Source organism: Agromyces sp. G08B096 (assembly GCF_040267705.1).
GTDB lineage: Bacteria > Actinomycetota > Actinomycetes > Actinomycetales > Microbacteriaceae > Agromyces.
In genome coordinates this window covers 2657939-2674946 of sequence record NZ_CP158374.1, presented here as the reverse complement: position 1 = coordinate 2674946, position 17008 = coordinate 2657939, and the positions used below count along the sequence as shown (strand labels likewise).

Here is a 17008-nt window from a genome sequence, read left to right as displayed (position 1 = left end):
GGCTCACCGTGCGCCGACATCCTCGAGGGCTGTGATTGAATCGTATCAGTGTCGGCGGGGCGCCTCCGCGCCCGCCGGCGGCCGGCGAAACGCGATGCCGCGCCCGTGCCGATCCGCGATAGATTGGAATACGTTTTCCGCTGGCGCGGCCCGACTCCGCTCACGCACCGACCGATGGAGGATCCCCGTGCACTACGGCGCCGACTACAACCCCGAGCAGTGGCCGGAGGAGATCTGGCCCGACGACGTGGCGCGGATGCGCGAGGCGGGCGTCACCATGGTGAGCCTCGGGATCTTCTCATGGGCGAGGATCCAGCCGCGCGAGGGCGAGTTCGACTTCGCCTGGCTCGACCGGGTGATCGACCTGCTGCACGAGGGCGGCATCGCCGTCGACCTGGCGACCGCGACGGCGTCCCCGCCGCCGTGGGCGAGCGCGGCCTACCCCGAGATCCTGCCGAGGGACGAGGACGGCAGCATCTTCTGGCCGGGCAGCCGGCAGCAGTTCGCGCCCTCGTCACCCGTCTACCGCCGCCTCGCCGGCGAGCTCGTCGCCGCGATCGCCGGGCGGTACGCGGAGCATCCGGCCGTCGTGATGTGGCACGTCAACAACGAATACGGATGCCACCTGAACTTCGACTACTCCGACGCCGCGCGCGACGCGTTCCGTCGGTGGCTCCGCGACCGGTACGCGGGCATCGACGAGCTGAACGCGGCCTGGGGCACGAACTTCTGGTCGCAGCGATACTCGTCGTTCGACGAGATCCTGCCGCCGAGGAAGGCGCCGTACAGCCGGAACCCCGGGCAGATGCTCGACTTCAGGCGATTCACCAGCGACATGCTCCTCGAGTGCTACCTCATGGAGAAAGAGCTCATCCGCGCGGCCGGCGCGACGCAGCCGATCACGACCAACTTCATGGGCGCCTTCAAGCCCGCCGACTACGCCCGGTGGGCCGAGCACGTCGACCTCGTGAGCGACGACTGCTACCCCGACCCGAACGATCCCGAGTCCTTCCGTGCGGCGGCGTTCCAGCGCGACCTCGTGCGCTCGCTGAAGCCCGATGTGCCGTGGCTGCTCATGGAGCAGGCGACGAACGCCCTGAACTGGCGCCCGACGAACGCGCCGAAGGCGCCCGGGCAGATGGCGGCCCTCAGCGCGCAGGCGATCGGCCGCGGCGCCGACGGCATCCTCTTCTTCCAGTGGCGCCAGTCGCGGGCCGGTGCCGAGAAGTTCCACTCGGCGATGCTGCCGCACGCCGGCACCGACACGCGCACCTGGCGCGAGGTCGTCGCGCTCGGCGACGCGCTCGCGGCGCTGCCCGAACTGCCGGCGGGCGCGCGCGACGCGCGGGTCGCGATCGTGTTCGACTGGGAGAACTGGTGGGCGGTGGAGGCATCCGATCACCCGCAGAACGGGCTCGACTACCTCGCCGTCGTCCAGCGCTGGTACCGCGCCCTGCACCGGAGGCACGTGCAGGTCGACCTCGTGCCCGCGGCGCGCGTCGGCGAGGGGTACGACCTCGTCGTCGCGCCGCTCCTGTACCTCCTCCGCGAGGCGGATGCCGCGGCGCTCACGGGCTTCGTCGAGGCCGGCGGCCATCTCGTCGCCGGCCCCTTCACCGACATCGTCGATGAGTACGACCGGTTCCGCGACGGCGGGTTCCTCACGCAGCTCCGGGGCATCCTCGGCGTCGACGTCGAGGACTTCGGCGCCCTCGTCGCCCCCGACGCGCCGGCCGCCTCGCCGGGGGAGCGCACCGCACCCTTCTCCGGGCCCTTCGGCGCCGCCGTCGGCACGCTTCTCGCCGAAGAGCTGCGGGTGACGGATGCCTCGGTCGAGGCCTTCTTCACCGGCGGGCGGCTCACGGGGCGCCCCGCGCTCACGGTGCGGGACACCGGCCGCGGCTCGGCCCGCTATCTCGCGACGGTGCCCGACGAGGCGGGCGTGCAGGCGGTCGTCGACCACGTCCTCGCGGCGGCCGGCGTGGAGCCGGTCGTCCCGGAGCTGCCCGCCGACGTCGAGGCGATGCGCCGCGGCGACGTGCTCACGGTCGTGAACCACGGCCCGGAGCGGGTGTCGGCCACGGTCGCCGGCACCGACCTCGTCACGGGCGAGGCGATCGACGGCATCCGGCTCGACCCGTACGACTGGCGGATCCTGCGGCTGCCCGCCGCGGCGGCGACCGAGCCGGCATCCGGCCCGGAGGGCGCGCCGGGCGCGTGACGGGCGCCGAGCCGGAGGATACGATGCACGCGACGACCGAGGGAGGGGCCATGCGCGCCGTCATCCTGAGCGGGTCCGGCCGGACGGCCGACCCCTGGCACCCGTACGCCGACACAAGCCTGGTGCTCGCCGGCATCGCCCGCGAAGCGGGCTTCGACGTCGAGATCGTCCTCGGCCCGCTCGAGGGCCTCGCGTCGCTCGACGACGACGTGCGCGTGGTCATCGTGAACGCGGGCGACCCCGACGGGCCGATCCCCGACGGCGACCCCGACCCCGGCGACCCGTCGCCCGAGCTCGTCTCCCGCGCCGCCGACGGCCTCGACCGCGCGCTCGACCGCGGCGTCGGCGTGCTCGCCGTGCATTCCGCGGCCGCGACCCTCCGCGAGCTGCCCGCCTACGGCGAGGCGCTCGGCGGGCGGTGGGTGCGCGACCGGTCGTGGCATCCCGAGATCGGCGAGGCGCACGTGCACATCGTTGGCAACCACGCCATCGCCGACGGGCTGGCCGATTTCACCGTCTTCGACGAGCGCTACACCGATCTGCCCTTGACCGGGGTCATCGAGCCGATCGCCGAGCACGAGGAGGCCGGGATCCGGCATCCGCTCGTCTGGGCCCGCGAGCTCGGCCGCTCGCGTGTCGTGTACTCGGGGCTCGGGCACGACCTCCGGTCGTACGAGTCGGCTGCGCACCGCGACCTGGTGCACCGCGCCCTGCGGTGGCTCCGCCAGGTGCCGGCGCCGACGGCGGGGCATCCGCTCGCCGACGCCGGATCCCCGGCGTGAGCGCGGGCCCCGCGGGCGCGGCAGGCGAGGGCGCGGCGCGCCGCATCGTCGTCGCTCCCGACTCGTTCAAGGGCACCGTCGATGCGGCGGGCGCCGCCGCGGCCATCGCACGCGGGTGGCTCGCCGAACGACCGGGCGACGACCTCGTGCTCCGGCCCATGGCCGACGGCGGCGAGGGCACGATCGACGCGTTCGCCGCCGCCGTCCCCGGCGCCGAGCGCGTGCCGGTCACCGTCTCCGGGCCGGTCGCGGGCGCGCCCGAGGTCGCCACCGCCTGGCTGCGGCTGCCCGACGGCACGGGCGTCGTCGAGCTCGCGGCCACGAGCGGGCTCCACCTCGTCGACCCGCTCCGGCCCGAGGACGCGCACACCGTCGGATTCGGCCAGGCCATCGTCGCGGCCCTCGAAGCCGGCGTCGAGCGGCTGCTGCTCGGGCTCGGCGGCAGCGCCTCGACCGACGGCGGCGCCGGCGCGCTCACCGCGATGGCGGCCCAGTTCGTCGACGAGTCGGGACGGCCGGTCGACCCCGGCAGCCGCGGACTCGACCAGCTCGCACGCGTCGACCTCACCGGGCTCCCGCCGCTGCCGCCCCGCGGCGCCCTGATCCTCGGCGACGTGACGAACCCGCTCCTCGGGCCGACCGGCGCCGCCGCCGTCTTCGGGCCGCAGAAGGGCGCCGACGCCGAAACGATCCCGCTGCTCGAGCACCGGCTCGAACGGCTCGTCGCCCTCGTTCCCGACGGGGCCCGCCTCGCCGCGGCCGACGGCGCGGGCGCCGCCGGCGGCACCGGGTTCGGGCTGCTCGCCTGGGGTGCCGAGATGGGTGCCGGATCGAGGCTCGTCGCCGACGCCATCGGCCTCGCGGATGCCACGGCCCGCGCCGACCTCGTCATCACCGGCGAGGGCCGCTACGACGGGCAGTCCGAGGCGGGCAAGGCGCCCACCGAGGTCGCCCGGCTCGCGCGCGAGGCCGGGGTGCCCGTCGCCCTCGTGGCGGGCGCGATCACGGCGGAGCCCGCCGGGTTCGAGGCATCCGTCGCTCTGACGGCGCTCGCCGGATCCTCCGCCGCCGCGATGGTGGACCCTGTCGCCTGGCTCGAGGCGGCCGGACGCGCGCTGGCGCGCACGCAGGGCTGACCGGCGCGGCCGGCGGGGCTCTCGCGCCCGGGTCGCTCGTTCCCGCGGCCGATCTCCCTCGCGCCCGCGCCCCCAAGTGTGTCGGCGGAATCCGCCGGTGCGGGGTCGGGCCGACGGGCGGATATCGCCGACACAAGAGGGGATGGGGCACGCGGGGTGCAGGGGGTCGGCGCCGTGCGGGCGCCGACACGGCGAGGTCAGGCGCCGGCGGTCGCGCGGGCGTACTGCGCGCGGATCTCCGGGTGCGGGTCGGGAGTGAGCTCGTCGTCGAGCTCGACGCGCCAGCCGGGCCGGTCGCCCGTCAGCGCCCACGCGGCCTGCCGCGCGGCGCCGTCGGCCACGTACTCGCCCGCCGCCGGGACGACCACGGGCACGTCGAAGACCTGCGCGGCGATGCGGCGCACCGCCGGATTCTTCCCCGCCCCGCCGATGAGCAGCACGCGGCGCGCCTCGACGCCCTGCCCGCGCACCGCGTCGAGGCCCTCGGCGAGGCTGCAGAGCAGCGCCTCGACCGCCGCCCGCGCGAGGTTCGGCCGGGTCGTCGAGGCCAGCGTCATGCCGGTGAGCGAGGCGGTCGCGTCGGGTCGGTTCGGCGTCCGCTCGCCTTCGAACCACGGCACGAGGACGAGCCCCGATGCGCCGGGCTCCGCCTCGAGCGCCAGGCGGCCGAGCTCGTCGTGGTCGACGCCGAGCAGCGCTGCCACCCGGTCGAGCACGCGGGCCGCGTTCAGCGTCGCGATGAGGGGCAGCCAGGCGCCCGAGGCATCCGCGAAGCCCGCGACCGTTCCGCTCGCGTCGGCGATCGGATGCTCCGTCACGGCGAACACCGTGCCGCTCGTGCCGATCGAGACGACCACGTCGCCCGGGCGGGCGTCGAGTCCGAGCGCGGCGCCGGCATTGTCGCCCGCACCCGGGCCGACGAGGATGCCGTCGGGGGTGCGGCCGGCCGCCTCGCCTGGGCCCAGCACCCGCGGCAGGATCGCATCGCGGCCGAGGGCGCGCACGAGCAGGTCGCGGTCGTAGCCCTCCGCACCCCAGTACGCGGTGCCGCTCGCATCGGAGCGATCGGTGGTGAGCTCCTCGAGCACCGGCCCGCGGGGCGACTCGCCGACGGGTCCGTAGCCGCGCAGCCGCCAGGTGAGCCAGTCGTGGGGGAGGGCGACGGCGGCGACCCGGGCAGCGTTCCGGGGTTCGGTGTCGCGCAGCCAGCGCATCTTCGTGGCGGTGAACGAGGCGACCGGCACGACGCCGGTGCGGTGCGCGTACGCGTCCGCTCCGACCTCGTCGATCAGTTCACGCGCGGCCTGCGCGGAACGCGTGTCGTTCCAGAGCAGCGCATCGCGGATGACCCGCCCCTCGGCGTCCAGCACGACCATGCCGTGCTGCTGACCGGCCACGGAGATCGCCTCGACCCCGTCGAGCCCGCCCGCGTCGGCGAAGGCGCTGAGCAGGGCGCCCCACCAGGCGGCGGGGTCGACCTCGGTGCCGTCGGGGTGGGGCGCGCGACCGGAGCGGACGAGGGCCCCCGTCTCGGCATCCCGGATCACGACCTTGCACGACTGGGTTGACGAGTCGACTCCGGCGACGAGTGCCATGGTGCCCTCCTTCGGGCGATCGTGCGCCGAGCGTTCCCGTTCCCGCCCGCCGTTTCCGCACGAGCGGAGACCGGGGGCGCGAACAAGGAACGCTCGACGGACTGGTGGGGGACGAGGTGGTGGGGACGCGGTGGATCAGCCGCGGGCGCCGAGCAGGTGCTCGGTCGCGAGCTGCTGCAGGCGCACGAAGCCGAAGCCCTTGCCGCCGAGGTACGCGTTCGCGTCGAAGTCCTCGAAGGCCGACCGGTCGGCCGCGAGCGCCTCCCAGGTCTCGCCCTCGTTCAGGGTGGGCGTCTGGATCTCGTCGACCTTCGCGGCGGCGAGCGCCTCCTGCACCTCGGGGTCGGCGCGGAACGCCGCGGCACGCTCCTTCAGCAGCAGGTAGGTGCGCATGTTCGCCTTGACCGACTCCCACACGCCGTCCTCGTCTTCGGTGCGGCTCGGCTTGTAGTCGAAGTGACGCGGGCCGTCGTAGGCGGGCACGCCGCCGGGGCCGCCGTGCTCGAGCAGGTCGACGAGGGCGAACGAGTTGTGCAGGTCGCCGTGGCCGAACACGAGGTCCTGGTCGTACTTGATGCCGCGCTGGCCGTTGAGGTCGATGTGGAAGAGCTTGCCGTGGTACAGCGCCTGCGCGATGCCGGCCGCGAAGTTGAGGCCCGCCATCTGCTCGTGGCCGACCTCGGGGTTGAGGCCGACGAGCTCGGGGTGCTCGAGCGACTCGATGAACGCGATGGCGTGGCCGAGTGTGGGCAGCAGGATGTCGCCGCGCGGCTCGTTCGGCTTCGGCTCGATGGCGAAGCGGATGTCCCAGCCCTGGTCGATCACGTGCTGGCCGAGGAAGTTCACGGCCTCGCGGTACCGCTCGAGCGCGCCGCGGATGTCTTTCGCGGCGTCGTACTCGGCGCCCTCGCGACCGCCCCACATGACGAATGTCTTCGCGCCGAGCTCGACGCCGAGCTCGAGCTGGCGCATGACCTTGCGCATCGCGAAGCGGCGGACGTCGCGGTCGTTCGAGGTGAAGCCGCCGTCCTTGAAGACGGGGGCGGAGAAGAGGTTCGTCGTCACCATGGGCACGATGAGGCCGGTGTCGGCGAGGGCCTGCTTGAGGCGGTCGATCTGCCGCTGGCGCTCGGCGTCGTCGGAGCCGAACGCGAAGAGGTCGTCGTCGTGGAAAGTGAGCCCGTAGGCGCCCAGCTCGGCGAGCTTCTCGACGACGTGCACGACGTCGAGCGCGTTCCGCGTGGGGCCGCCGAACGGGTCGGTGCCATTGTAGCCGACGGTCCAGAGCCCGAAGGAGAACTTGTCGTCGCGGGTGGGCGCAGTGGCCATGGGATCCGCCTTTCAGCGTCGTCGATGATTTGTTGGCAAAACCAACATAATTGTCCCATGGAGCAGATGCAAGCCGGGGGACGCGACGCTGACGCCGCAACTTTCGGAACTAGGATTCGAAACATGAAAACGGATGCCGCGACCGAGCGGGTCAGGCTCGCCGACGTCGCCGACGAGGCCGGAGTCTCGCTGTCGACGATCTCGAAGGTGCTCAACGGGCGGGCCGATGTGTCGCCGGCCACCCGGGAGCGCGTCGAGCGAGTCCTCGCGGACCGCGGCTACCGCCGGCGCGGAGGCGGACGCAGCGAAGCGCGCGCCGAGCTCATCGAGCTCGTCTTCCACGAGCTCGACCCGATCTGGTCGATGGAGCTCATCGACGGCGTCGAATCGGTCGCGAAGGAGCACGGCCTGAGTGTCGTGCTCACCGTCAGCGGCAGCCGGCACTCGCCCGACGCCGACTGGATCGAGGGCGTCATGCGCCGCCGACCCGTCGGGGTGGTGCTCGTCTTCAGCGACCTCGCACCCGAGTACCGCGAGCAGCTGCGCGCCCGAGCCATCCCATTCGTCATCGTCGACCCGGCCGGCGACCCGTCGCCCGACGCGCCGAGCGTTGGCTCCGCGAACTGGTCGGGGGGTCTGGCGGCGACCCGGCACCTCCTCGAACTCGGACACCGCCGCATCGCCGCGATCAGCGGCCCCGCCGACATGATGTGCTCGCTCGCCAGGGTCGACGGCTACCGGTCGGCCATGAACTCCGCCGGGGTGTCGATCGACCCCGCCTGGATCCGGTTCGGGGACTTCCACGTCACCGGCGGCCGCGACCACGCCCGCGAGCTGCTCGCGGGCCCCGAACGCCCGACGGCGGTCTTCGCGGGCAGCGACATGCAGGCGCTCGGCGTGCTCGAGGTGGCGCGGGAGCTCGGCCTGCGGGTGCCGGAGGACCTCTCGGTCGTCGGCTACGACGACATCCCGCTGGCCCGGTGGCTCACGCCGCGGCTGACCACCGTGCACCAGCCGCTGCGCCGGATGGGGGAGGAAGCGGCACGCCTCGCGATCCGGCTCGCGGAGGCGCCGACGGGCACGGGGGTGCCGACCCCTCGGATGGACCTGGCCACGAGCCTCGTCGTCCGCGAGAGCACCGCGCCGCCCGCGGGCTGAGGCCAGCGCCGGCGCCGGCGGCGGCGCCGGTGCCGCCGCCGTCAGGCGACGTGCTCGACCCGAAGCACGTCGACGTCGGCCCAGGCGTCCGCCGCATTCGTGCCGGTCGCGAACACTCCGGCCGTCACGCCGACGAAGCTGCCGATCCCCGAGCTGCTGAGCGGGCGTACGCCGGCCCTCCCGACCTCGGTCCAGTCCGCATCGGCCTGCTGCGCGGTGCGGACGCGCGCGGCGACCGCGAAACCGTCGATCGCGAGCTCGAGCTCCACGCTGCCGTCCGCCGCAGGCGCGGTGCCGCGCACGTGCTCGTCGCCGTCGACGTGGAGCACGAGCTCGACGACGCCGTCGCGAACGCCGAGGCGCAGGTGACGTGCTTCCGATTGGCGCAGCGCGAGACCCGCGGTCATTCCGGGCGCGCCGGATGCCTCGATCACCGCGGTGACCCTCGCCCGTGGCTGCTCGAGCCGGAACCCCGCGAACGCGTGCGGCGCGACCTCGGCGAGGCTCTGCGACGTCGGCCGGAGCCGGGCGTGGCCGGGCCTCGCGCCGAGGCCGATCCGATCGACGCCCGGCGCGGTCCGGACCCGGATCAGGTCGGGATGCAGCTCGGGGCCGTCGAAATGCTCCTCGAGGAGCGAGCCGAGGCGCGTGCCCGCCGTGCCCGCCGCTGCCGCCGTGCCCGCCGCGGCCGACCGGCCCGCATCCTCAGCTTCGTCGTCCTCCGCCCACGGCACCTCGACCTCGCGGGACAGGCGCCCCTCGCCGGGAGCGAAGACGGGCCAGCCGTCCTCCCAGGCGACGGGGACGAGCCAGGTCTCCCGGCCCTGCAACGAGTCGATGCCGTCGAGGCAGCGGGTCGCGAGCGCGAGCGCCCACCAGCCGCCGCGCCCGTCGTCGACCAGATCGGCGTGACCGACGTTCGCGACGGGCGCACCGCGACCCAGGTGCCGGTGCGTGAGGACCGGATTGCCGGGGTTCCCGGCGAACGGGCCGATCGGCGAAGCGCCGCGCGCGACGCTCACCGCGTGATGCCGCTCGGTGCCGCCCTCGCTCGCGAGCAGCAGCACGCCGCCGCCCTGCGCCTCGTCGACCTCGAGCAGATGCGGGCCCTCGGCCCACACCGCCCCCTCGAGCGCGCCGTGCCACACCACGTGCTCGTCGCCGACGAGCCGGAGCCCGACGGGGTCGAACTCGCGTACCCAGACCTGGGTCTGCTCGGGCCACGCGCCGGGCGAGGCGAGCCGGGTGCCGCACCACCACGCGCGCCCGTCGCGGGCGAACAGCAGCGACGGGTCGATGCCGTCTCGGCCGTCCCCGCCGTCGACCCAGGTCGGGTCCGACCAGGGGCCGGCCGGGTCGGCCGCGGTGACGACGAACCCGCCGGACCGCCCGGTGCCGCCCACGAGCGTGCACACCACCCAGAAGCGCCCGTCATGGTGACGGATCGTCGCCGCGAACAGCCCGCCCGACGACGCGACGCCGGACAGGTCGAGCTGGTCCTCCCGATGGATGACGTGCCCGACGGGCTCCCAGTGCACCAGGTCGGTCGACCGGTGCACCGGGAGCCCCGGGAAGTACTCGAACGATGACGTGACGGCGTAGAACGCGTCGCCCACCCGGCAGACGCTCGGGTCCGGGCGGAACCCGGGCAGCACAGGGTTGTGCGCGATCGCGGTCATCCGGGCCCCGCCCGTCAGCTCGCCGCGGCCACGGCGAGGCCGCCCAGGGCGGCACCGGGCACCGCATCGACCCGGACCTCGGGATGCAGCCGCCGCGTGTGGTCGACCACGCGCACCGGGCCGGTCACCACGACGCGATGCTCGAATACCAGGTCGCCGCTGGAGCGGCCGGCGTTCAGCACCAGCTCGCCCGGCTCGACCACCCGGGTGCCGTCGCGACCGGTGAACGATGCGAGGTCCGCGGGCACGGCGAACCGCACGTCGGCCGCCTCGCCTGCGGCGAGCTTGACCCGGGCGAACCCGATGAGCCGCTGGACGGGCCGGACGACGCTCGCGACGGGATCGTGCAGGTACAGCTGCACGACCTCGACGCCGTCGCGCTCGCCGGTGTTGCGCACGCGCAGCCGCACGGACGCGGTCCCGTCGGTCGTGATCTCGGACTCGTCGCCCGACCAGTCGCTCCACTCGAACGACGTGTAGGTCAGGCCGTGGCCGAACGGGTAGCGAGCCGTCGGGTCGATGCTCGACACGCCGTTCGCCCTCGCGAGCGTCGAGGCCAGGTACGTCGAGGGGTGCACGCCGGCGGACGCCGGCACCGACACGGGCAGCCGGCCGGAGGGAGCGACCCGTCCGCTCAGGATGCCCGCGAGGGCACGCGTGCCCTCTTCACCGGCGAAGAACGCCTCCAGGATGGCGGCCGAGCGGTCCGGCGCGGTGCCGAGCGTGTACGGCCGGCCGGCGAGGAGCGTCACCACGGTCGGGGTCCCCACGTCGAGGACCGCCTCGAGCAGCGCAGCCTGCGCGCCCGGGAGCGCGAGCGACTCCGCGTCGCAGCCCTCGCCGCTCGTGCCCCGGCCGAAGAGGCCGGCGCGGTCGCCGAGGGCGAGCACGACGACATCGGCGGCGGATGCCTCGGCCACGGCCGCGTCGAAGCCCGAGGTGTCGCCGTCGTCGATGCCGGTGCCCGGCACGTGCACGACCTCAGCGCCCGGGAACTCGGCGCGGATCGACTCGAGCAGGGTCGGCAGCTCGATGCCGTCGCCCGACTCGGGGTGATGCACGCCCACGTGCGTCGGGAACGCGTAGCAGCCGAGCACCGCGAACCGGTCGGCGGCCGTCGGGCCGATCACCGCGATCCGCGACGGCGCGGTGCCGCCGTCGAGCGGAAGCGTCCCGTCATTGTGGAGCAGCACGATGGCCCGCTCCGCGATCTCGGCCGCGAGGGCCCGGTTCGCGGGCGGATCGAGGTCGATCGTGCCGCGCACGGCGTCGAGGTCGTCCGCGAGGTCGCCGAGTGCGCGAAGCGCCGGCGGCGTGGCATCCCAGTCGGCGTCGAGCAGGCCCAGCTCGGCCTTCTGCGCGAGCACCCGGCGGAGCGCCCGGTCGAGCACCGCCTCGTCGAGCCGACCGTCCGCGATGGCCTCGACGAGCGGGGCGCCGAAGGCATGCACGGTCGGCAGCTCCACGTCGATACCGGCCTCGAGCGCGGCGGCAGCGGCGTCGCCGAGCGACCCGGCAGTCCCGTGCAGCGTGTGCAGGAACGCGACCGCGAAGTAGTCGGCGACGACCGTTCCGGTGAAGCCCCACACGTCGCGCAGCAGGTCGGTGAGCAGGGCCGCATCGGCCGCGGTGGGCACGCCGTCGAGATCGGTGTACGCGTTCATGACCGAGCGCGGCCGGCCCTCGCGGAGCACCATCTCGAACGGCGGCAGCAGGACGTCGGCGAGCTCCCGCGGGCCGACCGATACCGGGGCGAGGTTGCGCCCGGCCTTCGACGCCGAGTAGCCGACGAAGTGCTTCAGCGTCGCCACGACCCCGGCCGCCTCGAGGCCGCGCACGTACGCGGCGCCGACGGTGCCGACGAGGTACGGGTCCTCGCCCATGGTCTCCTCGACCCGGCCCCAGCGGGCGTCGCGGACGACGTCCAGCACGGGCGCGAGCCCCTGATGCACGCCGACCGATCTGAGGTCCTCGCCGATGCGGCGGGACATCCGCTCGATGAGGTCGGGATCGAACGTCGCGGCCCACGACAGCGGCACCGGGTACGCGGTCGCGCCCCAGGCGGCGAAGCCGGCGAGGCACTCCTCGTGCGCGAGCGCCGGGATCCCGAGACGGCTGTCGGCGACGATGCGCCGCTGCGTGCGCGCGAGCGACAGGGCGCCGAGCCCCGGGTCGACCGGCGCGGTGCCGAACGGGCGGGTCAACTGGCCGAGCCCCTTCGGGAGCAGGTCGTCGAGGTCGACGTCGCCGCTCATCTCGTGCTGGTTCGGGGCGACGTCGCCGCCCTCGGCGGACGCGCCGACCCAGACGCCGTAGAGCTGGGCGATCTTCTCCTCGAGGGTGAGCTCGGCGATGAGTGCGGCCGCGCGCTCGGCGGGCGGCAGGCTCGCGTCGCGCCACGCGGGCGCAGTCCGGCCCGAGGCATCCGTGCCGTTGACGGCGTGCTGCTCGGCGCTCATCCCTTCACCGCCCCGGTGAGGCCGCCGACGATGCGGCGTTCGAAGATGCTGAAGAACACCAGTGCCGGGATCATCGACAGCGACGTGAACGCCAGCACCTTCGCGGTGTCGACCGAGTACTGCGACGCGAAGGCCTGCACCCCGAGGGGCAGCGTGTACGCGCCCTCGTTGTTCAGGATGAACAGGGGGAGGAGGTAGCTGTTCCAGCTCGCGATGAACGCGAGGATGCCGACGGTGATCACCCCGGGCATCGCGAGCGGCACCACCATGCGCCAGAAGAACCCGAGCCGCGAGCACCCGTCGATCGACGCCGCCTCCTCGATCTCGTCGGGGATGGCGCGCAGGAACGGCACCAGGATGATGATCGTCGTCGGCAGCGCGAACGCGATCTGGGGCAGGATGACTCCCGCCAGCGAGTTCGTCAGGCCGAGGCTGCGCACCACCAGGTAGAGCGGCGTGATCGCGACGGTCATGGGGAACATCAGGCCTGCCGCGAACACCGCGTAGAGCACGCCCCGGGCCTTGAAGCGGTAGCGGGCGAGCACGTAACTGGCCATGAGTCCGAGCGCGACGACCGCCACCGTGGTCACGACGGCGGCGACCGTGGAGTTCGCCACCTCGCCCCAGAACGTGCCGCTCACCAGCACCCCGCCGTAGTTGTCGAACACCCACGGCGACGGGAACGCCGAGGGGTCGGTGGTGATCTGGGAGTTCGTCCGGAAGCCGCCGATGATGATGTACGCGATGGGCGCGAGCATCAGCGCGACGATGACGAGCGCGATGAAGTAGACGACGGGGCTGCCCCACGGGAGCGTGCCCTGCCCGCGCGGCCGCCGGGCGCGCGGGAGGGCGATCGATGCGGTCATCGGTCGGTCCGTTCGGTGAGTGCGCCGGCGGTGTCGCGTCGCAGCACGTAGCGCTGGTAGACGAGGGCGACGACGAGGGAGATCAGGAACAGCACCACGGCGACGGCGTTGCCGTAGCCGTAGTTGCCGGCGTTGCGGCCGTTCGCGACCATGTAGGTCGCCATGGTCGACGTGCCGGCGGTCGAGGCCACGTACTGGCCCCAGATGATATAGACGAGGTCGAACAGCTGCAGCGATCCGATGATCGAGAGGAACGCCCAGATCCGCAGCGTCGGTCCGAGCAGCGGCAGGGTGATCCGCCGCTGAATCTGCCAGTACGACGCGCCGTCGATCTGGGCCGCCTCCGTGAGCTCCTGGGGAATGCCCTGCAGGCCCGCGAGGAAGAGGATCACGGCGAAGCCGATGTACTTCCAGGTGATGATGCCGAGCAGGGTCCAGATCGCGATGTTCGGGTCGGCGAGCCAGTCCTGGGCGAAGGCGCCGAGTCCGATCTTCTCGAGGAGGCCGTTCAGCGCGCCCTCGCTCTGCAGCATCAGGCTCCAGCCCGTGCCGACGACGACCTCGGCGATCACGTACGGGACGAAGATGAGGACGCGGATCGCGGACTGGCCGCGCATCGGGCGGTTGAGCAGCAGTGCCAGCAGCAGCGCCGCCGGCCCCTGCAGCAGCAGCGACCCGAAGACGATGACGGCGTTGTGCCAGAGCGCCTCGTGGAATGCGGAGTCCTGGAGGATCGTGACGTAGTTCTGCAGCCCGACGAAGTCGGTCGGCGGGCCGAAGCCCTTCCAGCGGAAGAAGCCGTAGTAGCCGGCCATGATGACCGGGAAGATGACGAAGGCCAGGAACACGACGAGTGCGGGGCCGACGAGCACCGCGATCTCGACGGCCTTCAGGGAGTCGCGGCGGGGGCGACGACGTCCGGGACGGGACGACGTCGCGGCGACCCGGCCGGGGGCCGGGGACGGCGAGCCGTCCCCGGCCGTGACGTCGTCCGCCTCGACTCGCCCGACGCTGGGGGAGTTGGTGCGAACGCTCATGATGTGCTGGGTCCTCAGCCCTTCTGGATGGCCTGGTCGACCGCGTCGACGATGCCCTCGGGCGAGCCCTTGCCGGCGAGCATGTCGACGACGCCCACGTTCAGCGCGTTGCCCACGTTCTGGCCGAGCAGGGTGTCGAGCCACACGGAGACGTAGGGCGCCTCGTTGACGGCCGCGAGCACCTCCTGCAGGGCGGGGTCGGTGACGACGCCCTGGGCGTCCTTGTTGGCGGGCAGGGTGACGAAGGCCTCGGCGTAGCCCTCCTGGTACTGCTTCTGCGACGCGAACTCCAGGAACTCGCCGCACTCCTTCGGCGCGTCGACGAAGCACGAGAATCCGTCGACGCCGCCCATCATGGCGCCGGGCTCGCCGTCACCGCCGTCGATGGCCGGGAACGGGAACCAGCCGAGGTCGGCGAGGGGCTTCTCGTCGGGCGTGAGCGAGGCGATGACGCCCGGGTCCCAGGCGCCCATGAGCTCCATCGCGGCCTTGTGGTTCGCGATGAGGCCGGCGGACGAGCCGGCGCCCTGCTGGGCGGTGGTGGTCAGGAAGCCCTGGTTGAACGGCTCGGTCGCGGCGAACTCCTCGAGGTCCTGGCCGGCGCGCAGCCAGCACTCGTCGGAGAAGCTGGGGTCCTCGGTCAGCCCCGAGAAGACGTCCTGGGAGCACTCGCGGAGGGCGAAGAAGTAGTACCAGTGGGCGGCGGGCCATGCGTCCTTCGCGCCGAGGGCGATGGGGTCGATGCCCGCGGCCTTCAGCTTGTCGACCGCCTCGCCGAGCTCCTCGAAGTTCGTGGGCGTCGCGGTGATCCCCGCCTGGGCGAACAGATCCTTGCTGTAGTAGATGCCGCCGGGCAGCACCGACGAGGGCACGCCGTAGAGCTTGCCGTCGATCGTGAACGCGGAGAGGGCGCCCTCGCCGAGGGCTTCCTTCGTCTCGTCGGAGAGGGCGTCGCTGAGGTCCTGCGCCTGCCCGGCCTCGACCACGGCCGCGAGCTTGCCGCCGCCGCGGGCCATGAAGATGTCGGGGGCGTCGCCGGAGTTGAGGGCGGTCTGCAGCTTGCCGTCCATCTCCTCGTTCTGGATCGACTGGATCTCGATCGTCACGCCGGGGTTCTCGGCCTCGAAGTCGGCGGCGGTGGCCTCCCAGTACGCCTTGCCGTCACCCGTCGTGGAGTTGTGCCAGAAGGTCAGGGTGACCGAGCCGTCGGCGGAGTCGCCGCCGCCGGCGCTGCAACCGGCCAACGCGCCCACGGCGAGTGCGGCTGCGGCGCCGATAGCGGCGAGCCGGCGAGTGCTGCGTCTGTTCATCTTTGAACCTCTCGAAATTTTCGGCGCTGTTGCCGAAAGTGATCTGGACGCCTTGAATATACGTCCCGTTCGGATATCGAGTCAAGCGCAACAAATAGGGTGTGTCCGAGCCGAGACGGAGGCCCGGGCTGCCTAGAGTGAGGGGGTGAACGAACGGAGCGGCACCTTCGACGGCGTGCACCGTCGAAACCTCTCGAAACTCCTGACCCTGGTGCACCTCGAGGGGCCGCTCTCGCGCGCGAGGCTCACCGCGATGACCGGGCTCAACCGCTCCACGGTCGCCGCGCTCGCCGCAGAGCTCGCCGACCTCGGCCTCGCCGTCGAGCGCGCACCCGACCCGACGAACCGGGTCGGGCGTCCGTCACCCGTCGTCGCGCCGTCGCCCGACGTCGTCGCGATCGCGGTGAACCCCGAGCTCGACGCCGTGACCATCGCCGCCGTGGGCCTCGACGGTCGCATCCGGGCGCGCGAACGCGTCGAGGTCGACCATGTCGTCACGCCCGAGGAGACCGCGGAGCTCATCGGCTCTGCGATCGAGCGCTGGCGCCCGGGCCCGCTCCGCCGCGCACGCCTCGTCGGCGTCGGCCTCGCCGTGCCCGGTCTCGTGCGCGCCTCCGACGGGCTGGTGCGGCTGGCGCCGCACCTCGAGTGGCGGGATGCCCCGCTCCGCACCCTGGTCGAGGACGCCACCGGCCTGCCTGTCTCGGTCGGCAACGACGCCGGGCTGGGTGCGATCGCCGAGCATCTGTTCGGTGCCGGCCGCGGCGTCGACGACCTGGTGTACCTGAACGGCGGGGCGAGCGGCATCGGCGGCGGGCTCGTCGTGGCCGGCCGGCCGGTCGGCGGTGCGGGGGGCTACGCCGGCGAGTTCGGCCAGAACCGGCCGGGCATCGACGACCCCGACGACCGCCGGGCACCCGGCGGGGTGCTCGAGGACGAGGTGAGCCGGTCGCGACTGCTCGACGCGGTCGGGCTCACCCACGCCGACGAGCCGACGCTCGCGGCGGCGATCGAGGAGGCCGTGGGCGAGGCATCCGATCGCGCAGCGACCGTGGGCGCCGAGCTCGCTCGGCAACGGCGCATCCTCGGCACCGCCCTCGCCAACGCGGTGAACGTGCTGAACCCCTCGCTGGTGATCCTCGGCGGCTTCCTCGCGACGCTCGCCGAGCGCGATCCCGAGGCGCTCCGCGAGGCGGTCGCCGCTCAGGCGATGCCGGCGGCCGCGGAAGGCCTCGACCTGCGCGTGGCGGCCCTCGGTGAGGACCGCCTGATGATCGGCGCGGCCGAGGCCGCGTTCGCGGAGCTCCTCGCCGACCCGATCGCTGGGGAACCGGCACGCTGAGTCGGCGCCCCTTGCGCGCCGACGGGGGGCCGAGTCTAGACTGGACGGAGTCGAATCGATTCGAGCCCGCTCCACCGGCTCATCGGATCCCGGC

At 73.4% G+C, this 17008-nt stretch carries 12 protein-coding genes; 5 read left to right on the top strand and 7 right to left on the bottom strand.

Translation table 11 applies throughout. From position 1 onward, the window contains the following. Window positions 1-187 precede the first annotated feature (187 nt). From ABIQ69_RS12865 to ABIQ69_RS12855, 3 genes are read left to right on the top strand one after another with little or no spacing between them, the layout of a single operon-like run. Entirely contained in the window at window positions 188-2221 is a 2034-nt protein-coding gene (locus tag ABIQ69_RS12865) for a beta-galactosidase (RefSeq protein WP_350347517.1), read from the top strand. A 50-nt stretch (window positions 2222-2271) separates the two neighbouring features. After that, entirely contained in the window at window positions 2272-3003 is a 732-nt protein-coding gene (locus ABIQ69_RS12860; protein ID WP_350347516.1) for a ThuA domain-containing protein, read from the top strand. Continuing rightward, the gene (locus ABIQ69_RS12855) at window positions 3000-4139 is read left to right on the top strand and encodes a glycerate kinase (protein WP_350347515.1); all 1140 of its coding nucleotides are present in this window, start codon (window positions 3000-3002) and stop codon (window positions 4137-4139) included. The genes ABIQ69_RS12860 and ABIQ69_RS12855 overlap by 4 nt, the downstream gene beginning before the upstream one ends. A gap of 197 nt (window positions 4140-4336) precedes the next feature. On the opposite strand, the gene xylB is transcribed toward ABIQ69_RS12855, so the two are convergent. Further along, window positions 4337-5734, bottom strand: coding sequence for a xylulokinase (xylB, locus tag ABIQ69_RS12850; protein WP_350347514.1), 1398 nt, complete (start codon window positions 5732-5734; stop codon window positions 4337-4339). 135 nt (window positions 5735-5869) lie between these two features. Then, window positions 5870-7063, bottom strand: a complete 1194-nt coding sequence (gene xylA / locus ABIQ69_RS12845; RefSeq protein WP_350347513.1) for a xylose isomerase — start codon at window positions 7061-7063, stop codon at window positions 5870-5872. Between the two features lie 123 nt (window positions 7064-7186). On the opposite strand from xylA, the gene ABIQ69_RS12840 reads away from it, so the two are divergent. Beyond that, a complete protein-coding gene (locus tag ABIQ69_RS12840; RefSeq protein WP_350347512.1) occupies window positions 7187-8221 on the top strand; it encodes a LacI family DNA-binding transcriptional regulator in 1035 nt (344 codons plus the stop codon). Between the two features lie 41 nt (window positions 8222-8262). Here ABIQ69_RS12840 and ABIQ69_RS12835 read toward each other — a convergent pair whose 3' ends face one another. From ABIQ69_RS12835 to ABIQ69_RS12815, 5 genes are read right to left on the bottom strand one after another with little or no spacing between them, the layout of a single operon-like run. Further along, window positions 8263-9900 (bottom strand): family 43 glycosylhydrolase, encoded by a 1638-nt coding sequence (locus ABIQ69_RS12835; protein ID WP_350347511.1) that lies wholly within the window; start codon window positions 9898-9900, stop codon window positions 8263-8265. A 14-nt stretch (window positions 9901-9914) separates the two neighbouring features. Then, the gene (locus ABIQ69_RS12830) at window positions 9915-12359 is read right to left on the bottom strand and encodes a glycoside hydrolase family 3 N-terminal domain-containing protein (protein WP_350347510.1); all 2445 of its coding nucleotides are present in this window, start codon (window positions 12357-12359) and stop codon (window positions 9915-9917) included. Further along, window positions 12356-13225 carry a carbohydrate ABC transporter permease gene (locus tag ABIQ69_RS12825; RefSeq protein ID WP_350347509.1) on the bottom strand — a complete coding sequence of 290 codons (870 nt, stop codon included), beginning with the start codon at window positions 13223-13225 and terminating at the stop codon, window positions 12356-12358. The genes ABIQ69_RS12830 and ABIQ69_RS12825 overlap by 4 nt, the downstream gene beginning before the upstream one ends. After that, on the bottom strand, window positions 13222-14262 hold the full coding sequence (locus ABIQ69_RS12820; protein ID WP_350347508.1) for a sugar ABC transporter permease: 1041 nt from the start codon (window positions 14260-14262) through the stop codon (window positions 13222-13224). The genes ABIQ69_RS12825 and ABIQ69_RS12820 overlap by 4 nt, the downstream gene beginning before the upstream one ends. Before the next feature lie 14 nt (window positions 14263-14276). Next, complete coding sequence (locus ABIQ69_RS12815; RefSeq protein ID WP_350347507.1) at window positions 14277-15572, bottom strand: extracellular solute-binding protein; 1296 nt, start codon at window positions 15570-15572, stop codon at window positions 14277-14279. 145 nt (window positions 15573-15717) lie between these two features. On the opposite strand from ABIQ69_RS12815, the gene ABIQ69_RS12810 reads away from it, so the two are divergent. Continuing rightward, window positions 15718-16914, top strand: coding sequence for an ROK family protein (locus tag ABIQ69_RS12810; protein WP_350347506.1), 1197 nt, complete (start codon window positions 15718-15720; stop codon window positions 16912-16914). Window positions 16915-17008: the final 94 nt, after the last annotated feature.

Bases quoted from the DNA above. Each gene is read 5' to 3' on its own strand.
- ABIQ69_RS12825 (WP_350347509.1), bottom strand. From the start codon at position 13,225: ATGACCGCATCGATCGCCCTCCCGCGCGCCCGGCGGCCGCGCGGGCAG.
- ABIQ69_RS12835 (WP_350347511.1), bottom strand. From the start codon at position 9,900: ATGACCGCGATCGCGCACAACCCTGTGCTGCCCGGGTTCCGCCCGGAC.
- ABIQ69_RS12840 (WP_350347512.1), top strand. From the start codon at position 7,187: ATGAAAACGGATGCCGCGACCGAGCGGGTCAGGCTCGCCGACGTCGCC.
- ABIQ69_RS12860 (WP_350347516.1), top strand. From the start codon at position 2,272: ATGCGCGCCGTCATCCTGAGCGGGTCCGGCCGGACGGCCGACCCCTGG.
- ABIQ69_RS12830 (WP_350347510.1), bottom strand. From the start codon at position 12,359: ATGAGCGCCGAGCAGCACGCCGTCAACGGCACGGATGCCTCGGGCCGG.
- ABIQ69_RS12815 (WP_350347507.1), bottom strand. From the start codon at position 15,572: ATGAACAGACGCAGCACTCGCCGGCTCGCCGCTATCGGCGCCGCAGCC.
- xylA (WP_350347513.1), bottom strand. From the start codon at position 7,063: ATGGCCACTGCGCCCACCCGCGACGACAAGTTCTCCTTCGGGCTCTGG.
- ABIQ69_RS12820 (WP_350347508.1), bottom strand. From the start codon at position 14,262: ATGAGCGTTCGCACCAACTCCCCCAGCGTCGGGCGAGTCGAGGCGGAC.
- xylB (WP_350347514.1), bottom strand. From the start codon at position 5,734: ATGGCACTCGTCGCCGGAGTCGACTCGTCAACCCAGTCGTGCAAGGTC.